The sequence below is a fragment of the Paenibacillus mucilaginosus 3016 genome (assembly GCF_000250655.1).
Lineage (GTDB): Bacteria > Bacillota > Bacilli > Paenibacillales > NBRC-103111 > Paenibacillus_G > Paenibacillus_G mucilaginosus.
Genome location: NC_016935.1, coordinates 8050510 through 8069193, shown reverse-complemented (window position 1 = coordinate 8069193; position 18684 = coordinate 8050510). Strand labels below are relative to the sequence as shown.

General features: G+C 60.3%; 14 protein-coding genes. 8 read left to right on the top strand and 6 right to left on the bottom strand.

Annotated elements, in window-relative coordinates:
- Positions 1 to 68: 68 nt before the first annotated feature.
- Positions 69 to 1229 (top strand): DUF3048 domain-containing protein, encoded by a 1161-nt coding sequence (locus PM3016_RS33560; RefSeq protein WP_014372461.1) that lies wholly within the window; start codon positions 69 to 71, stop codon positions 1227 to 1229.
- Between the two features lie 169 nt (positions 1230 to 1398).
- On the opposite strand, the gene PM3016_RS33555 is transcribed toward PM3016_RS33560, so the two are convergent.
- The 4 genes from PM3016_RS33555 to PM3016_RS33540 form a co-directional block, all read right to left on the bottom strand.
- Positions 1399 to 2616 (bottom strand): hypothetical protein, encoded by a 1218-nt coding sequence (locus PM3016_RS33555; RefSeq protein WP_014372460.1) that lies wholly within the window; start codon positions 2614 to 2616, stop codon positions 1399 to 1401.
- A complete protein-coding gene (locus tag PM3016_RS33550) occupies positions 2600 to 3166 on the bottom strand; it encodes an RNA polymerase sigma factor (RefSeq protein WP_013920950.1) in 567 nt (188 codons plus the stop codon). Before PM3016_RS33550 ends, PM3016_RS33555 begins: the two co-directional genes overlap by 17 nt.
- 199 nt (positions 3167 to 3365) lie before the next feature.
- Positions 3366 to 4280 carry a polysaccharide deacetylase family protein gene (locus tag PM3016_RS33545; protein WP_014372459.1) on the bottom strand — a complete coding sequence of 305 codons (915 nt, stop codon included), beginning with the start codon at positions 4278 to 4280 and terminating at the stop codon, positions 3366 to 3368.
- Positions 4281 to 4633: 353 nt separating this feature from the next.
- Positions 4634 to 5068: a YflT domain-containing protein gene (locus PM3016_RS33540; protein ID WP_014372458.1), complete on the bottom strand. Its 435-nt coding sequence runs from the start codon at positions 5066 to 5068 to the stop codon at positions 4634 to 4636.
- A 360-nt stretch (positions 5069 to 5428) separates the two neighbouring features.
- On the opposite strand from PM3016_RS33540, the gene PM3016_RS33535 reads away from it, so the two are divergent.
- The 4 genes from PM3016_RS33535 (at position 5429) to PM3016_RS33520 (ending at position 12490) form a co-directional block, all read left to right on the top strand.
- Positions 5429 to 6586 (top strand): PP2C family protein-serine/threonine phosphatase, encoded by a 1158-nt coding sequence (locus PM3016_RS33535; protein ID WP_013920944.1) that lies wholly within the window; start codon positions 5429 to 5431, stop codon positions 6584 to 6586.
- An 84-nt stretch (positions 6587 to 6670) separates the two neighbouring features.
- Positions 6671 to 10375 (top strand): response regulator, encoded by a 3705-nt coding sequence (locus tag PM3016_RS33530; RefSeq protein WP_014372457.1) that lies wholly within the window; start codon positions 6671 to 6673, stop codon positions 10373 to 10375.
- Between the two features lies 1 nt (position 10376).
- A complete protein-coding gene (locus PM3016_RS33525; protein ID WP_013920942.1) occupies positions 10377 to 11282 on the top strand; it encodes a CheR family methyltransferase in 906 nt (301 codons plus the stop codon).
- Between the two features lie 11 nt (positions 11283 to 11293).
- Positions 11294 to 12490, top strand: a complete 1197-nt coding sequence (locus tag PM3016_RS33520; RefSeq protein WP_013920941.1) for an ATP-binding protein — start codon at positions 11294 to 11296, stop codon at positions 12488 to 12490.
- 167 nt (positions 12491 to 12657) lie between these two features.
- Here the strand turns inward: PM3016_RS33520 and PM3016_RS33515 are convergent, their stop codons facing one another.
- Positions 12658 to 15729 (bottom strand): fibronectin type III domain-containing protein, encoded by a 3072-nt coding sequence (locus tag PM3016_RS33515; RefSeq protein ID WP_014372456.1) that lies wholly within the window; start codon positions 15727 to 15729, stop codon positions 12658 to 12660.
- 295 nt (positions 15730 to 16024) lie between these two features.
- On the opposite strand from PM3016_RS33515, the gene PM3016_RS33510 reads away from it, so the two are divergent.
- The 3 genes from PM3016_RS33510 (at position 16025) to PM3016_RS33500 (ending at position 18290) form a co-directional block, all read left to right on the top strand.
- Entirely contained in the window at positions 16025 to 17203 is a 1179-nt protein-coding gene (locus PM3016_RS33510; RefSeq protein WP_041617611.1) for a glucose-1-phosphate adenylyltransferase, read from the top strand.
- Between the two features lie 40 nt (positions 17204 to 17243).
- Complete coding sequence (locus PM3016_RS33505; RefSeq protein WP_013920938.1) at positions 17244 to 17585, top strand: YflT domain-containing protein; 342 nt, start codon at positions 17244 to 17246, stop codon at positions 17583 to 17585.
- Between the two features lie 99 nt (positions 17586 to 17684).
- Positions 17685 to 18290, top strand: coding sequence for a hypothetical protein (locus PM3016_RS33500; protein ID WP_014372455.1), 606 nt, complete (start codon positions 17685 to 17687; stop codon positions 18288 to 18290).
- Positions 18291 to 18448: 158 nt separating this feature from the next.
- Here the strand turns inward: PM3016_RS33500 and PM3016_RS39015 are convergent, their stop codons facing one another.
- The gene (locus tag PM3016_RS39015) at positions 18449 to 18607 is read right to left on the bottom strand and encodes a hypothetical protein (RefSeq protein ID WP_014372454.1); all 159 of its coding nucleotides are present in this window, start codon (positions 18605 to 18607) and stop codon (positions 18449 to 18451) included.
- Positions 18608 to 18684 lie beyond the last annotated feature (77 nt).

The window sequence follows — 18684 nt, the reverse complement described above, 5'->3', positions numbered from 1 at the left end:
TTTCCGTACCTGCTAGAATATAGATTACTAGAGAAAATTCCCTGCAGATCAGAGAGGTGAGTGAGAGTATGACAGCACGCAACACGGGGCTCCCGGGGAAAAAGCGGTGCCGCAGGGCGGCCCTCCTGCTGCTTGCCGGCGGCCTGCTTGCCCTGACGGCGGGCTGCAGCCTTGGCGGCGGGGAAGAGGCACAGCCGCCAAAGCCGGCCCCGGTGAAGGTCCAGCCGGAATCCGACGGACCGGCCGAGCCTGCCGTACCTTCTCCTCCGCCGGGACCGAAGGCTCCGCTGACGGGGCTGCCCCTCGGAGAGACGGCACTCGCGCGCCCGGTGATGGTGATGATCAACAACGCCCCCCAGGCCCGGCCCCAGAGCGGGCTGAGCGATGCGGATATGCTGCTGGAGGTGCTGGCCGAAGGGGAGATCACGCGGCTGGTGGCGGTCTATCAGAGCAGTCCCGCCGTACAGAACCCGATCGGACCGGTACGCAGCATCCGGCCTTATTTTATCGAGCTCGGCAAAAGCTTCGGCGCCATCCAGGTGCACGCGGGAGGCAGCCCGGACGGCTACGCGAAGCTGAAGAAAGAGCGGATCGACGACATGGATGAGATCACCAATGCGGGACCGTCCTTCTGGCGGGAGAAGAGCCGGAAGGCACCGCATAACCTGTACACGAGTCTCGAGAAGATCCGGACGGGCGCCGAGGGGAGAGGCTTCACGGTGACGGGGGACGCGGCTCTGCTTCCGGCTTACACCTTCGCCTCCGCTGACGCGGCAGTGCAGCCGGTCTCCGCCGGCGGGCCGGACGGTTCAGTGGAGGCCTTAACGCTGGACGTCACGTTCCTCGTCAAGGGTTACAAGGTCGGCTACCGCTATGAGGCCGGGAGCGGGCGGTATCTGCGCTCCATTGACGGCGAACCGCACCACGATCTCAACAACGGCAGCCAGCTTGCTGCCGAGAATGTGATCGTTATGGGGGCCGATCATAAGGTGCTCGACAAGGAAGGACGGCTCGACGTCAAGCTGACCGGCGGCGGAGAAGCACTGATCTTCCAGAAGGGCCGGACGCAGAAGGGGGAGTGGCGCCGGGGCGCGTCGTCCGAAGCCCTCAAGTTCGCGAGCGGGGGAAAGGCGGTCGAGCTGATCCCGGGCCGGACGCATATTCTCATCGTGCCGAATGCGCCGGACTTCGCTTCCCACGTGACGTACGGTCCCACCACGCAGCCCTGAGGTTGAAGCACGTTCCCTCAGGCGGCCAGGCCGCTCGGTCTTGGAACCGGATCGGCATCCTGCTCCGAGTAAAAAGAGGGCTCCAGCGCGGCAAAAAGAAGCTTACCTGCCCTATCCGGCGGGTAAGCTTCTTTTGGGTACGGGAGCCAACTCAAGGGCTCCCGCACGGTCAGGGAGAGAGCTGAGCCTTCGCCTGCCGCTTCCACTGATCGATATACGGGTCCAGCGCCCAGTGGGCCATGACCACCGTCTCGTTCTCGGCGAGCGGCACGGTGAGCAGCGGGGAGGCGATAAGCTCCCCGCGGTGCATCGGATGGACGACAAGGCTCCGCGGGGTGACGACCACGGCCATGTCGAGATTGGGCGAGGTGAACGCGTCGGTGGCTGCGGGCTGCAGCCCCGATACCTCGGCCCAAGGCGTGGACAGCGTATCGTAAGACACAAGGGCATCCGGCAGATCCGCCGGCACATCCTTGAGGCGGTAACCGTTGGGCCCGGAGCCGTCGTACGAAGCGAGCATCGCCGTCCAGTTTCCCTGCCTGCGTTCGAGCGTCCAGCTCTCGCCGACCGTGTCGTGCCCGCCTCCAGGAGGCGCGGCATCCAGGGAACGGACCAGCGGCTGGGCCGACTCCCCGAGCAGGCTGCGCAGCGTCACATGCGGCTCCTGCAGCGGCTCGGCCGATGCCGAGCGTCGCGGGGCCGCCAGCTGCGGCAGCTCCTTGACCCAGAGCATCTCGCGTCCGCCCGGGGGAGTCTGGGCGATGGCGACATAGCGGTTGCCCGCGAACAGGAGTTTCTCGCTGAATGCGGGGTTCCCCTGGGAGCGGACGGCGGAGCTGCGGACCAGCGGGGTCTTGCCGTTCGACGCGACCCGGACGGCGCCGAGCATCGTACTGCCGTTCGCCGCCGTCTCGCCGTCAATGCGCCAGAATTCCATCTTGTAAGGCATGAGGATGCCTTTGCCCGACGCGATCATCTCCAGCCTTCCGCCTTCCGGAGCGAGGAGGAACGAGCGGTACACACTTGAGGTTTGTCCCTTCTGTCCTGAGGGGGCCGGACGGTCCGTACGCGTGCCGACCAGAAGGGCGGTGCGCGGGCCGGTCTCTGCCTCCGCCGGCTGAGCGGGATCCGCTGCCGCCGGCATGGCGGAGGATTCCGCCTTCGGGCTCAGCCGCTCGACCAGGCCGTACGCTCCTGCGAACAGCAGGCCTGCGGCCAGGGCACAGGCGGCCCCGGCGGCACCGGCCCAGATTCTCCAGGGCCGCCGCCGCACCCGCGGTTCGTCCAGGCGCTCCTCGATGCGGCGCTTCAGGTTCTCGTCGAACCCGCGCTGCCCCGGAGGACCGTCCTTCAGTGCTTTTTTTAACTCGCTATCCTTCGGATCCAATCCTCCGACTCTCCTTTAGCTTGGATATTTTGCTGCGGGCATGGTACAGTCTGGATTTGACCGTTCCTTCGCTGACGCCAAGCACCTCCGCCATCTCCTTCATGGACAGCTGGTGATGCGCGAAGAGAATCAGCACCTCCCGGTATTTGACCGGCAGCTCGAGCACCAGGGACCACATGTCGTCCAAGGCCAGCTCCGCCATCACCTCATCTTCGGCCGAAGCCTGTGCCGTGTTCCCGGGAAGGAAATAGTCGACAAGGGTCACTCTGCGCAGAAAGGCCGATTTGCGGTAGTCCAGCGTCATGTTGCGGGTGATGGCGAGCAGCCAGGTTTTGACAGAGGATTCGCACCGGAAGGAATACAGATTGCGGTATACCTTCAGGAATACCTCCTGGGTAATATCATCAGCCTGATCCCACTTGCGGGTCATGCTGTAAGCGTAATTCCAGACGTCTTGGCCGTAGGCGGTCATCAGGTCGTGGAGAATGGCTTTTTTATCCGAACTTTCGGACAAGTATTTCAAGTACTCGAATTTCATGTTCCCTTCCAACAAGGCCACCTCAAATCTATATGACGATCTCTCCGTCGTTCCGGTTCAAATGGAAGGACCGCCTTCCTGCGGAAGATACGGCCCGGGCATATCTTCAGTGTACCGCGATCCCTTGTTGGAAGCCAGAGGAAATTGTGTTCCCGGCAGGTGGCGGCACGGGAACACAGTCTTCGCTCCGGGGTGCGCTGCAGGAGGGGGCTTACAGCTCATCGGCGGTAACCAGCGTATAGCCGTCCCCCTGCAGCGCTTCAATCATGGAAGGAAGCGCCTCTACCGTATTGCCCAGGGAGCCGCTGCGCCCTCCGAAGCTGTGCATGAGCACGATCCCGCCGGGCTGCAGCCCCCGGGTGACGCAGTCCCGGATCTCCTCCGCCGGTGTGCCGGCCCAATCCCGCGTATCCACCGTCCAGCCGACCAGCGGGCGCCCCAGGGTCTCCAGCGCTCGACGGACTGCAGGCGACACGGCACCGTAGGGAGCCCGGAAGGGGCCGGGCGCGGTGCCGGTAATCTTCCGAATGGCCTCGTCGCCTGCGGCAATGTCCGCCAGGATCTGCGCTTCGCTCAGCTTGGAGAGGTTGGCATGATCCCAGGAATGGTTCCCGATGAGGTGGCCTTCCTCCGCGATGCGGCGCAGCACCTCCGGATGCTTCTCGGCCTGCCGGCCGACCACGAAGAACGTGGCTTTGACGTTGTGTGCTTTCAGGATATCGAGAATGAGCGGCGTATAGCGGCTGTCCGGTCCGTCATCGAAGGTCAGGGCGGCCCGCTTCATCCCGGCTGGTGAAGCGGGCTGATCTTCCGGCACGGACGGCAGGACGGGAGGGGACGGCTGCAGGCCGGGGAGCCCGGGGCCTTGCAGCTCAGGGCCTGGTGGTTCGGGCCGCGGAAGGTCCGGATCAGGCAGCGCTTCGTCCCCTCCGGCCCTCCCTTCCCAGGTTTCGGTTGGAAGCTCCTGCAGAAGGGAGACACCGGGGGCGGCGGTTTCCGCCTTCGTCAGGGCCGCCGGCCGGGGGTACAGGGAATAGGCCGTATACAGGCCGGACAGCAGGAGCGCTGCGGCTCCGAAGAGGGGGAGCGCCAGGGCGCTGCGGGGTGAGGCAGGGGGCTTTGTCATCGTGTGTTTTCGCTTCCTTTGGGCAGGGTCGTTTCTTGCTGCTACATAGACGACGCCTGCGGGGAAGCGGTTCAAGGAACGGGGCCGTCTGCCGAAAAAAAGGCTGAGCTCCCCCAGGTTCCCCGTTGTTCGGTGAAGCCGGATGCGGCGGATTCCCCCGCTGTACCTCAAAACAAGCACACGCCCCCTCAGGGTCGTGTGCCTGCTTACGCCTCCGCCAAGGAAGCGTCCGGCCCGCAGCGTGAAGTTCCGGCGCCTGCAGCGGGTGTGTGCCGTGGCCTGAAGGCCGGCCTCCTTGCGGAAGATGCGAAAGTGAATTCAAATCCAAATCAGCATCCCAACTCGTGCGTCTCTTATCTTCTCTCGCTCATTACCGCACCGCCGACAGGCGGCAGGACGATCTCCTCGGGCCGGGGACGGCGGGGGGCGGCAGCATCCGCCCGGTCCAGCGTCCCGGTCTCCTCGTCGTACCAGACCAGCACCATAATGCGGCCCTTGTCCAGTTCCTCCTCATACCGCTGCGCATCGAGCGCAGAAATGCCGAGGGACTCCATTTTCGCCCGCAGCTGGTCTCCGCGCGAGCGGAACAGGTTGGCGAAGGCCGTGGCCACGCCCTCCTCCATCACGCCGATCGTGTTGGCGTCCGTAAGTCTGCTGAGCTCGTTTACTTTATCCCCGTCATGGGCCAGCACATATATCTCATCCAAAGAATGACCTTCCGTCCGGAACGCTTGTACGGCCCGGATGGCTGCTTCTTCTCCATTTACCAATTTCACTTTGGTCCTCATGATCTAACCTCCTCGAAGCCGGACTGCAGGCCCCTCGAAACTTCGGCGGGCGGCTGCAGGTATGCTGCCGCCCGGATTGCGGCAGACCCGCTCGATCCGTAATTACCCGGATTTTCCTGCGCCGAATCACTCCCTTGGTGTTTCAAGCCCACTCGTTTGTGGTTACATATGTTTATCTTTTTCGCTATAATGGTAGGAACGATACATCACGGAGCGGACACCAGGGAAGAGAGGGCCTGCAGCTAGGGCCGTAATACCGGCAGGCGTCAGGAACCGTTCGGGCTGGAGGAGGAACGGGATTCTTTTTTGGGAGCGCACGGTTCTTGACCTGCCCATGCAGTGAACAAGAGGAGACATTGTATGAATATCGCCATTGTGGATGACAACCCTGTCAATATTATCGTCATTGAGAAAATTCTCAAAAGCGCAGGATACGATTCCTTCTGGAAGGCTTCTTCGGCCAGGGAGATGCTGCAGCGGCTGACCGAGAGCGCCGACGGGGGGAAGGTGCCCGTAGACCTGATTCTCATGGACATGATGATGCCCGAGATGGACGGGATCGAAGCCTGCCGGCTGATCCAGCAGGACGAACGCCTGCGGGATATTCCGGTCATCATCGTGACCGCGCTTGGAGATTCGAATAAGCTGGCGGAGGCGCTGGAAGCCGGTGCCATCGACTATGTGATGAAGCCGGTCAACAAGGTCGAGCTCATCGCCCGCATCCGTGTGGCGCTGCGGCTGAAGTATGAGAAGGACTGGCACAAGGAGAACGAAGCGAGAATCCGCCGGGAGCTCGATCTCGCGAAGCAGGTGCAGAGCAGCGTGCTCAGCCCGCCGCTGAAGAAGGAGCATCTCGAGATCCGGGCCGCTTATCATCCCTCTTCGGAGCTCGCCGGAGACCTCTATGCCTGGCACCGGATCGACGAGCACCGGCACGGCATCATCATTCTCGATATCATGGGGCACGGCATTTCCTCGTCCCTTGTCTGCATGTTCATTTCATCGGTCATGCAGGATACGATCACGCGCTTTGTTTCCCCCGAATTCGTCGTCGCCGAGCTGAACCGCTACATGCACCAGCTCAACCATAAGAACCCCTCGATGAGCTATTATTTTACCGCGGTCTATCTGCTGATCGATACGCACAACAAGACGATTGAATATGTGAACGCGGGGCATCCGCCCGGCTTCCTGTTCGAGGAGGGCAAACCGCCGGTGGCGCTGAGCCAAGGATGCTGCGCTGTCGGATTCTTCGATCAGATGGACATCACGAAGAGCATCTTCACCTACGAGAACCCGATCCGGATCGCGCTGTATACCGACGGGCTGCTCGAATCGATTCCGATGCCGCACGATTACCCGGAAGATGCGGCGGAGTCGGATCTGCTGGCGCTGCGGCTGCAGGGGCTGATTCACGGGGAAGAGGACCCGAACCGGCTCGTCGAAGCGCTGCTGCCGGAGGACATCTGGGAGACGCAGAGCGATGACATCTGCATGGTGCTGATCCAAGCGACCTAAGCTTCGGGGATCGGAGGCCGTACTCAAAAGCGGAAAAACAAACACACAGGCGTCACTACCGGAGGAGAGAGAGGAACCGCGCGAATGAAGATGAGAACAAAGCTGTTCGCGGGATTCGGCATCCTGCTGCTGCTGCTGTTCGCGCTTGCAGGCATCGGCATCAGCAGATTGACGAACACCGACAGCAGCCTCAGCGAGATCTACGAGAACCGTTACAATAAAGTGAAGCTGGCCACCAATATGCGCAGCAATGCCAGTGAGCTGGCCAAAGGAATCGCGAATCTGCTGCTGATCTCCACACCGGAGAGCGACAAGAAAAATCTGGAGCTGATCCGCACGACCTCGGCCAACGTGGCCAAAGCCATGGAAGACCTCGAGGGCCTCGAGTATACGCCGAGGGGGAAGGAGCTCGTCAGCAGTCTGCTCACCGGCGGCCGGCGTTATCTGGAGTATAAGGATCAAGTGCTCGGGCTTTATCAGAACGGAAAAGTCGCCGAAGCGAACAACCTTCGAACGAGCAGCGGCGTCAATATACAGGATCAGTTCACGGCCAGCATGGCGGCCTTCAGCGGATACCAGGAAGAGCAGATGGACGCGGCGATCGCCGATGCGGTGGACCAGAACCAGCAGACGATGGCGGCCACCGGCATCCTGACGCTGGCTGCGCTGCTGCTGTCGGTCGTTATCATGTATTGGATCGTTACGTCGATGACCAAGGGGCTCGGGACCTTGACGCTGATGCTTCAGGGCTTCGCGGACGGCCGCTGGGGAGACGCCTCCTACCGGGTGCCCATCACGTCGAACGACGAGTTCGGCCAGCTTGCTGCGGTATTCAACCGGCTGGCGGACGATCTGGACGCGACGGCCGCCAAGGAGCAGGAGCTGCACCGGATCAACGAAGAGAACCTGTGGCTGCAGAGCCGGGTGGGCGAGATGTATTCCGCCATGCAGGAGATGACGAAGCTGGGCGAGATGGGAGAGCTGTTCATCGGGCAGCTGGCCCGTACGGTCGAAGCGCAGAGCGGGGCCTTCTATGTGCTCAAGGATGAGGGGCTTCACCGCCGGCTGGAGCTGGCCGGCACCTATGCCCGCTCGGGCGGCACGGCGGTCCCGAGCTTCGAGATCGGAGAAGGACTGGTCGGCCAGTGCGCCAAGGACGGACAGCCGATCTTCCTGGAGGGCGGAGAGGAGCAGGGGCAGGTCCGCCTGGCCTTCGGGGAGATGAAGCCGCTCTCGGTCATGGTTCAGCCTGTCATCTATGACGAGGAAGTCATCGGGGTCTTCGAACTCGTCTCGCTCAAGACCTATTCCGAGCTCGAGATGAGGTTCATCGACCAGGCCTCCGAGGTCGGCGGCGTCGTGCTGAACTCGCTGCAGGGCCGCCTCAAGATCGAGGAGCTGCTGCGGATCCATCAGGCGCTGACCGAGGAGCTTCAGACGCAGTCGGAGGAGCTGCTCTCGCAGCAGGACGAACTGCGGGCGAGCAACGAGCGTCTCGAGGACCAGGCGAAGGCGCTGCGGGCCTCGGAAGAGCTGCTGCAGCGGCAGCAGGAGGAGCTCGAGCAGAGCAACGAAGCGCTTCTGCGGAAGACGGCCGAGCTGGAGGAGCAGGTGCGCGAGACCGAAGAGGTGAACCGCCAGGTCGAGCTCGCCCGCGATTCGCTGGAGAAGCAGGCGCTGGAGCTGGCGGTCGCTTCGCGCTACAAGACGGAGTTCCTGGCGAACATGTCCCACGAGCTGCGCACGCCGCTGAATTCGCTGCTGATTCTCTCGCAGCTGCTCAAGGAGAACAAGGATCAGAACCTGTCCGCCAAACAGGTCGAGTACGCCGAGACGATCCACTCGTCGGGCAGCGACCTGCTCCGGCTCATCGACGATGTGCTGGATCTCGCGAAGGTCGAATCCGGCCGGCTCGATATTCAGGCGGAGACGGTGCGGGTGCAGGATGTGATCGATTCGCTTCAGCGCTCGTTCCTGCCTGTTGCCCGCAACCGGATGCTTGCCTTCGAGATCGAAGTGAAGGAGGGCACCCCCGTCAGCCTGCAGAGCGACAGCCTAAGGGTGCAGCAGATTCTGAAGAACCTGCTCGCCAATGCATTCAAATTCACGGACAGCGGCTGCGTCAAGCTGACCGTGGAGCCGGCCGGAGGCAGTGAACCGATGCTCGCTTTCACGGTCGAGGATACCGGGATCGGTATTCCGCCGGAGAAGCAGCAGCTTGTCTTCGAGGCGTTCCAGCAGGCGGACGGCACCACCAGCCGCAAGTACGGGGGGACCGGTCTCGGTCTGTCGATCTCCCGGCAGCTGGCGGCCCTGCTCGGCGGGACGATCGAGCTCGAGAGCGAAGAGGGCAAGGGCAGCCGCTTCACGCTGTCGCTGCCGATGGTGCTCCAGCCGGTCAAGGCAGGCAGGGAAGGCGTGGCGGCCGGCGGAATGCACGAAGCGCGCGATGCGATCGCTGCGGCGATGGCTTCCGCCGGCGGCTCCGCTCTGGCGGGAGCCCTGCCGGGCATGCCGGGGGCCCGGTCGCCGCTGTCGGCACCGGTGCTCCGGCCGCCGGGGGCCGCGCCGGTGAGCGACTCGTTCGCGGACGACCGGGAGCACATCGAGCCTGGCGACAAGGTGCTGCTCATTATCGAGGACGACGCCCAGTTCGCGACGATCCTGCTCGATATGGCACGCAGCCGCGGTTTCAAGGCTGTGGTGGCGCTCCAGGGCGATTCGGGCCTGCAGCTGGCCAAGGAGCTGCGGCCGGACGCCATCCTGCTGGATATCCAGCTGCCGGTGCTCGACGGCTGGGCCGTCATGGTCCAGCTCAAGAGCGACGCAGCGACGCGGCATATCCCGGTTCACGTCATCTCGGTCAACGATGAGGTGCTGCAGGGGCTCTCGATGGGGGCCATCGCCTGGCTGCGCAAGCCGTCGACCCGCGACCATCTGGACCAGGCGTTCGAGCAGATTCAGACATTCCTCGAACGCGACATCCGCAGCCTGCTGATCGTTGAGCCGGATGAAGCCCAGCGCATCGCGCTGATCGAGCTCATTGCGCACGACGATGTGTCGATCACTGCCGTGGAGAGCGGCCGTGAGGCGCTGGAGGCTCTCCGGGCCGCTTCGTATGACTGCATGGTCATCGACTTCCAGCTGAGGGACATGGCCGTGTACGAACTGCTTGACGAGATCAAGGGGGATGCGGAGCTCCGCCGTCTGCCGATCATGGTCTACACCGGGACGGAGCTGGATAAGAAGGAACAGCTGCGGCTGAAGAAATATGCCGAATCCATCATCATCAAAGATGTGCGGTCGCCGGAACGCCTGCTCGACGAGACCTCGCTGTTCCTGCACCGCGTACAGGAGCAGCTGCCGGAAGAGAAGAAGACGGTGCTGCAGAAGCTTCACAGCATTGAAGCGGTCTTCGCGGGCAGGAAGGTGCTCATCGTCGACGACGATATCCGCAATGTCTTTGCCCTCTCGAACCTGCTCGAAGGGCTCGACATGCAGGTCGCTTTTGCCGAGACGGGCAAGGGGGCGCTCGAGCAGCTCGAGAAGGAGCCGGACTTCGATCTTGTGCTCATGGACATCATGATGCCGGAGATGGACGGATATGAAGCGATGCGTTCCATCCGCGACGACGAACGGTTCGACCGGCTGCCGATTATCGCCCTGACCGCCAAGGCGATGAAGGATGACCGGGAGAAGTGCATCCAGGCGGGAGCCTCCGATTATATCACGAAGCCGGTGCACACCGAGCAGCTTCTCTCGCTGATGCGCGTGTGGCTGAGCAGGTAAGATGGACGACAGCAGAAGCCCGGACGTAAAAGGCCTGCTGAAGCGGGGCGCCCCTTCTTCGGAGGCAGGGGGCGCCGGCAGGGATGAAGACGAGCGCGAGCGCATCGAGATCACCCTGCTGCTTGAAGGGCTGTACCGTCTGTACGGGTACGATTTTCGCAACTATGCTTACGCCTCTCTGCGCCGCAGGGTATGGCACCGGATCCATGCCGAGAAGCTCCATACGGTGTCGGGACTGCAGGAGCGGGTGCTGCATGACCGGGACTGCATGGAGCGTCTTCTGTCCGACCTCGTCATTCATGTGACCGAGATGTTCCGGGACCCGAGCCTCTTCGCTGCGATCCGGGAGCAGGTCGTTCCGAAGCTGCGGGAGCTGCCGGCCATCCGGATCTGGCATGCGGGCTGCTCTACCGGCGAGGAGGTCTACTCCATGGCGATCCTGCTGCACGAGGAAGGGTTGTACGAGAAGACCCGGATCTATGCGACGGATATTAACGAGGATGTGCTGCAGACGGCAGAGCGGGCCTCGTACCCCCTGAAGAAGATGCAGGATTATACGAACAACTACATCCGTTCCGGAGGCCGGGACGACTTCTCCAAATATTACAGCAGCGCGGGCGGGACGGCCGTCTTTCATCCGTTCCTGAGGGAGAACGTGGTCTTCGCCCAGCACAATCTGGTGACGGACCGGTCGTTCAATGAGTTTCATCTGATTCTGTGCCGCAATGTGCTGATCTACTTCGACAACTACCTGCAGAATCAGGTGCATGACCTGTTCTACAAAAGTCTCAGCAAGCAGGGGTATCTCGTGCTGGGGCACAAGGAGTCGATCTCATTTACCAAGCACGCGGCCAGGTACGAAACGGTGAACCGGCAGGAGAAAATATTCCGTATGAACGATAAATGAGGTGTGAAATCATGGAGGAACCGATCCGCATTCTGCTGGTGGATGATCAGCCGGAGAACCTGCTGGCGCTCGAAGCCGTGCTTGAGGATCAGAATTACCATCTCGTGAAGGCCTCTTCGGGAGAGGAGGCGCTGCGCTGCCTGCTCAAGCATGAGTTCGCGGTCATCGTTCTCGACGTTCAGATGCCGGGAATGGACGGATTCGAAACGGCCCAATGGATCAAGTCCAGGGAGAGGACCAAAGCGGTCCCCATTATCTTCATCACCGCCGCTCCCGATGAACAGGATGATTATTCGTTCACCGCTTACTCGGTCGGAGCGATTGATTATATCGTCAAGCCGTTCGTCCCCCACATCCTCAAGTCCAAAATCGAAGGCTTCGTCTCGATCTATCTTGCACATAAAAAGCTGCAGCAGCAGACGGATCTGCTCAATGAGCGGACGCGGGAGCTCGAGCGGGCCAAGGTGCAGGCGGAGCAGGCGGCGATGGCGAAGTCGCAGTTTCTCGCCGTAATGAGCCATGAGATCCGAACCCCGCTCAACGGCGTCATCGCGATGGCCGATCTCCTCGAGGAGACGGACCTGAACGAGGAGCAGCGCGAGTATACGGAGACGATCCGGCGAAGCGGGGCGGCGCTGCTCTATATCATTAACGACATTCTTGACCTCTCGAAGATCGAATCGGGGAAGATGGAGCTGAAGGAGGAGGCGATGAACCTCCGCATCTGTCTCATGGAGACGATCGAGATGTTCCATGCCGAATCCCGGGCGAAGTCGCTTGAGATGACGTACGATATCGATCCGAACGTTCCCGAATGCATTCTCGGTGACGAATCCAGGCTGCGGCAGATTCTCATCAATCTCATCGGCAATGCGGTCAAGTTCACGGATCAGGGCGGCGTGCACGTCTCGGTCTGCGAGCGGGAGCGCGAGGGCCAGCGGCTCCAGCTGGAGCTGAGGGTGGCCGATACGGGGATCGGCATTCCGGAAGAGAAGCGCAGCCTGCTCTTCCAGCCGTTCTCCCAGGTCGACTCTTCGATGACCCGCCGGTATGGCGGTACCGGGCTCGGTCTTGCGATCTGCCGGAATCTGGTGCACCTCATGGGCGGGACCATTGCCCTTGGCTCGTCGGACCGTCAGGGGGCGGAGTTCATCTTCACGATTTCGGTCCGTACCTGTGAGGAGCATGAGTACATAGGCATTTCGTAGCGTGACAGCGGGAAATGCGGTGCAGGCTGCACACCGGGGGCTGGGCCAAGCGACCGCTACAAAAAAAAGACCGAGGAAGCATCCTCGGCAGGGGAGCACCTCCAAGCGGAGGTGCTTTTTTTGTTGTTGGAATAAGGATTGGCCTAACCATGAAGTGCAGCGCCGGCTTATACGGAACCAACCCGGCCCGCGATATACTGCACGTCCGACGCGCTGATCTTGCCGTCGTTATTGATGTCGAAGCGGGAGTCAAATCCGGTCTGGCCCTGGCTGAGTCCGCTGGCTCTGGAGATCAGCACGAGGTCGCTGAGGCCGATTTGTCCGTCTCCGTCATAATCACCGCCGCCCACATAGACCGTGAGCTGGCTGCCGTTCTTCAGAGTCGTCTGACGGCCCTGGCTGTCGGCGACAACCGCACCCGGAAGCAGGGAGATAACGCTCGGGCCGTTCTGCAGCGTCTTGAACTTCAGAATAACGAGATGTGTTCCATCTCCCCGTCCCGGAACGCTGCCCAGCAGGGTGCCTGTCAGCTTGACCTGACCTGGCACAGACGTGTTCTGGGAGAGAACGGCGGTCGTATTCTCCCTGCCGAATTCGGAGTGAAGGAGAACTTGGGCCAGCTTGAGCCGGGACGGATCATATTGAACCTTGGACAGGAAGCTGTACAGGTCCTTGGCCTGATCGGCCTTCAGGTAAACCTCGAGCACCGAATCCTTGTCAATGAAGCCGGGTTTGGCCTGCAGGGACAGGGAGGTGGCGCTCGGAACCGGATTCCCGCCGGAACCATAGACGGCGGTTGTCACGCTGACGCTCGGATTGCCGGTGCTGGCATGACCGGCGGCATCCTTGGCGATCACGGAGAACAGGTACGTTCTGCCGGATGCCAGACCTTCGGCAAGGTAGCCGTAGACATCCCCGCTGACGCTGTCCACCAGCTCGCCGTCCCGGTACAGCTCATACGAGGTGACGGCGGCATTGTCCTCCGCAAACGTCCAGTTCAGGTAGGCGCTGCTGTAGGTGATCTCCGATACGCTGAGGGAGCTGCCTTCGGGCCATACCGGGGCTTCCGTGTCTCCGCTGTTCGTCAGTTCGGGTGTGGTGACCACAGCGGTCGGATTGTTCTGACTCTGGTTGAATTCATCCTCGGCTGCGATGGTGAACCGGTACGAAGTGCCGGGAGTCAGTCCGGTGGCGGTATATTCGGTGGTATCACCGGGGACCTCGTCAATCCGGGCATCATCGCGGTAGACAGCGTAGCGGAGCACGGCCGGATGGTCGTAAGCTGCAGGCCATGCCAGCTTGGCGCTGGTATAGGTGACATCCGTGACGGTCAGTTCATTGCCGTTATTCCACTCGGGCGGATAATAATCATGTTCCGGAACCGTAACGCTGGTCTCTAGTGCTTCACCCGCATTGCCTGCCCCATCTTCGGCTTTGACAGTAAGCTTCACTTGTTGGCCCTGATAAACCTCGGTTGTATATTCGCGGGTGTCAGGGGCGACGACGTCCAAGATGAAGTCGTCACGGTAGATTACATACCCGGTCACTCCCTTGGCATCTGCGGCGGCCGGCCAGTGCAGCTTCACCGATTTATAGGTCAGGTCCGTTACCGTTAACTGGCCGTTCGCCGGCCAGGCCGGCGGGGTGTTGTCGAGGTCCACGGGCCCCGTAAGGACTTGATAGAGGCCGCTGCCGAGTCTCTGATTCCAGCCGCCGAGTGCAGGGAGATGGAACGTGCTGCCCAGACTGGTGCTGACCTCCAGCGCCTTCGAAGCTTGTGCGGAATGGATGTAGGTTTTGTAATTAAAGGTATAGGCCACAGAACCGTCCTCTGCCAGCGCCTGCAGTACGGGAGCGGAGCTCAGGAAGGTCAGCTGCTTCTCGGTCCCTTCCGGAGAGCGGAGGAAGAGCTGTGCGGAGCCAGTGGCGCTCTTCTTGATATAAGCAAGCCAGCCGTTCTGATACAGATACTGCTTGCCGGCCTCCATCATGATAGTATCATTCTCTTTGAGGACCGACACGGTTTGTCCGTCATAGCGGTATACTTTCCATCCGTCCGTATAGACATAATCATTACCCGAGTGGAGCAGGCCTTGGTATCCTGCATTCCGATCCTCCATCAGGGTCTGTATGCTCCCATCGGGAAGATACCGGAACAACCCGCTGCCGGAGATCGTGGCGCTTCCGTCCTCATTCAGCAGGACAGAGTAGTAGTAGGATCCCGGGAAGGCAGGGGGAATCGCTTTCTTCTCGCCGGTTGCCGTATTGAGTATGAAAAGTCCTCCATCTGCGAAGTAGGCCGTATAGATGCCGTTGACGTCCTGAACGGCGCCGGCCTTAGCAAGCTCAACCAGCTCGGAACCGTTCCACCAGATGGGTTTGTAATAGGGATCCCGGACCCTGTAGCCGGCGATAACCTCGAAAATCGCTCCGCTGCCGACAAGCTTCTCGTTCTTGGTGGCGACAGTCAGCTTGGGAAGGGAGGTCACTTGGCCGCTGGCCCGATCCTCAATGTGGAGGATGCCGTCCGCCTTGTAGAGCACCCGCTCCGCATTCCAGTCCAGCAGCTTCCCGTCCACCTTCAGGGACTCGGTCAGGCGCTGGCTTTTCTCGACATATACCTCCCTGTCGAGAATGGGTGCCTTTTCATCGCCGCTGATGAAGTGGAATGTAATTTTCTTTCCCTGATAGGGGGATGCGTCAAAATAGGCGGTTTTACCGGGCTCGATATAAATCGAACGGCTGTGATATTGACCGTCAATCGTATAAGCCACGGCCACAGAGATTTCAGTGCCGTTGCCGGTTATTGCCTTTCCCTTGAAAGGGATGCGCCCGTTCCGGATGACCGTACCGTCCATAGGTTCCGTGATCTCAATGACCGTAGGCCCTTCCAGAGTAACCGTCTGCTCGGTGAAGGCGCTGGAGCCTTCATAGGTATAGGCTGTAACCCTCAGGATATGATCGCCTTTGGGAAGCCCTTCGAGGGAGATCGTACCGGTCCACTGATAGCCGGACAACATCAGAGCGGTCTTCCTGTCCCCAACCTCCGCGGTAAGCTCCTTGATCTCGTACGGGGAATAAGCGCCGGCAACGATCTTCAGCTGGTCCAGGTTAGGTCCGGTCAGATCGGCGCTTTGAATGCCAACACTTACGTCTTCTTCCTCAGCCAGAGCGGCCAGAGGGACAAGCAGCAGGAGCATCAAAACCAGGCTCCACACGCGCCAAGCGTTTTTCAACATATTCCGGCTCCTTTCATCATGTGAAATTTCGACGTATTGTTGGCGATACATAATGTATCCACTATTGAGAAGTTACCCCAAAATTATACATTCTGTATCACAAGCTGGTTTCATTCTACATTTTATTCCAGCATCACTCAAATCAAAAAAAATTTATAGAATGACGGTCTCAAAAGAAAAATCTTGTCCGAAAAAATGGAAATATTGTGTTTCAGGAGGGAGGGCCCAGGTTAATCATAATTATCAAATGGTAGCGACGACTACAGTCCAATAGCAGAAAGGTGCAGGTGAAATTATGACTTCAGAGGCATGTGTTGCCATGCTGCTTGCCGGCGGTGAAGGACGCCGGCTGGGTGTGCTCACCCAAACGAAAGCAAAGCCTGCCGTACATTTCGGCGGGGCTTACCGGATCATCGACTTTGGTCTCAGCAACTGCAGAAATTCCGGGATCGACACCGTGGGTGTCGTAACACAATATAAAGCCTCCTCCCTGCACGAGCATATTGGCAGCGGAGCTTCTTGGTCTCCAGAGACCAAGGGAGTGTCGGTGCTTCCTCCGAAGAACGGGGAGTATGTGGGAACCGCCGATGCGGTTTACAAGAACCTGGCATACCTTGAAGAGAAGCAGCCGGAACATGTGCTGATCCTCTCGGGCGACCATATCTACCGGATGGATTACCGGCATCTGCTGGAGCGTCATGTACGGACCGGAGCCGACGCGACCATCGCGGTAACCCCTGTCGCCTGGGAAGACGCCCACCGCTTCGGCATCATGCGCGCCGATGAGTTGGGGCGGGTCGTCGAATTCGCCGAGAAGCCGAAGCAGCCGAGAAGCAACCTGGCTTCGATGGGCATTTACGTCTTCAAATGGTCTTATCTGAAACGCGTCCTGGAGATGGACGCTCGCGATATGGAGTCGTCGCATGACTTCGGCAAGGACGTCATTCCTTACATGCTGTTGAACGGCGCCCATCTGCAAACGTATTCACACGAGGGTTACTGGCGTGATGTCGGTACGATCGAGAGCTTGTGGGAAGCACACATGGACCTGCTCGGCGACCAGCCGAAGTTCCGCTGCGGGGAAGAAGCGTGGCCTATGTATACCCCTGCGGCACGAAGCGGACAAACCTATGTCGATCCGGCGGCACGGCTCGGACAATCCCTCATCGCCGGCAGCTGCAGCATCTACGGGCAGGTCGAACGGTCGGTCATCTCCCCGGGCGTATACATCGGGCATGGCAGCGTAGTACGCGGCTGCATCATCATGCCGGGGGCTCATATCGGACGTAACGTGTACCTGCGCAATGCGATTATCGGGGAAGGCGCTGTGATTGCGGACGGAGCAACGGTAGGCAGCCTGTCCAAATCATCGATTGCGGTCGTCGGGGACGCTGAGACGGTGATGAAGAAGAACGACAAAAAACCGAAGGTCTATATCCCGATGGGGCAGCTTCACTTGGAACGTGTTCGTTAATAAGAACATCCAGAATATTCTACTAGGAGGCGTAACCCCCATGTTTCATTCCATCGTCGTAGCCAGGGGCGAACAAGAAGTGAAGGAAGCGGTCCGGGACCTGCAAAGCGCGGGACGCGGAGTGGACCAGATTCAGATTCTGGCCCACGAGAATGTGAAGATGGACCAAATTTTCAAGCCGAAGTATGCCAGCCGGATCGGTTTCGTCGGCGAGAGCATGGCCCACACGGTAGCGCCGCTCTACAGATGCGGTGGACATGCCCTGCGGGAGAAGCTCCTTTCCCTCGGATTGTCCGAGACAGCCGTGGAATACTATGAGTCGGAAATGGCCAAGGGACGGATCGTGATTGCCGTCGACGAGCAGCAGATTCTGAATCATTAACCCTCCGAACGAAGCGGATGTTCTATGCATTGGCCCCTTGCCTTAAGGTCCCGGTATCAAGCGTCTCCCGAAGCCGATTACGCAAAGGAAGTGGACAGAATGAAAAGGTGGAGCATGGCGTTAGTGATCAGTACGGTTGCCTTGGGATGGACCGGTACCGCTTGGGTGGCCGGGCCGCAGGAACCCGCGGCGGAATCTTATTCTGCACCTGCGGTGCAGACCGCGGCGGCAGAGCCGTTATCCGCCGGGCCGGGTACCGCCTCTCCGGCCTCCGCGGTGAGCGGGGCGGAGGAGGAGGCCGCATGGACAGAGGCCGTGCCGGAGTGGGAGCTGCAGAGGGTGAACGGGCTGTCGATGAGCGATGACCTGAAGACGCTCTATGAGATCAAGGGGGAGCCGTTGGCCGTTGAAAAAGATCCCTTGTTCAAGGACGAGCAGATCTTCGTGTACGAAGACTGCCGGGTCGGTCTGTACCAGAATTTCATTCAATATATCCTGGTTCCGGCAGCCGCCGGCACGATCGATATCGACGGCGTGCGGCTGGAATTAACGGCCGATGCCCTGAGGCAGGCGCTTGGCGAGCCGGATTGGAAGGCCGAGGACGGGGTTGTCTATCAGAGGGGACAAGCCGCGCTGAAGCTGTTCCTCTCACCGGAGAACGGAAGCCTGACTTCCGTCCAGTACTTTCATGATTTCCAATCTTGACCGAAAGCAGGATGACGGTACGACAACCCGGGGAATGCACATGCTCGGGTTTTTGGCGTGTCCGCACGCCGTCGGAAGGCAGTACCCGGGTGAATCCGGGCACGCAAAAAAACGCGGGGCGTAAAAGGCCGCCGCGTTCGTGGATCTGCCGACTATGCTTAGAACATCGGGAATACGTAACGCACGAGGAAATAGAGAAAGCCGAAGAAAATCACGATATATGCGGCATACTTGATGAATGTCGACGCCACCATACCGGAGTCCATGCGGCGTTCGACATGTTTTTGTTCGATCTCCACATTCTTGGTCGGTTCCATCTTCACCACTTCCTTCACCTTGGGATCGTCATTCGGGCGCGCCTTCCTGAGGAAGATTACCCGGACGAGATGGGGCT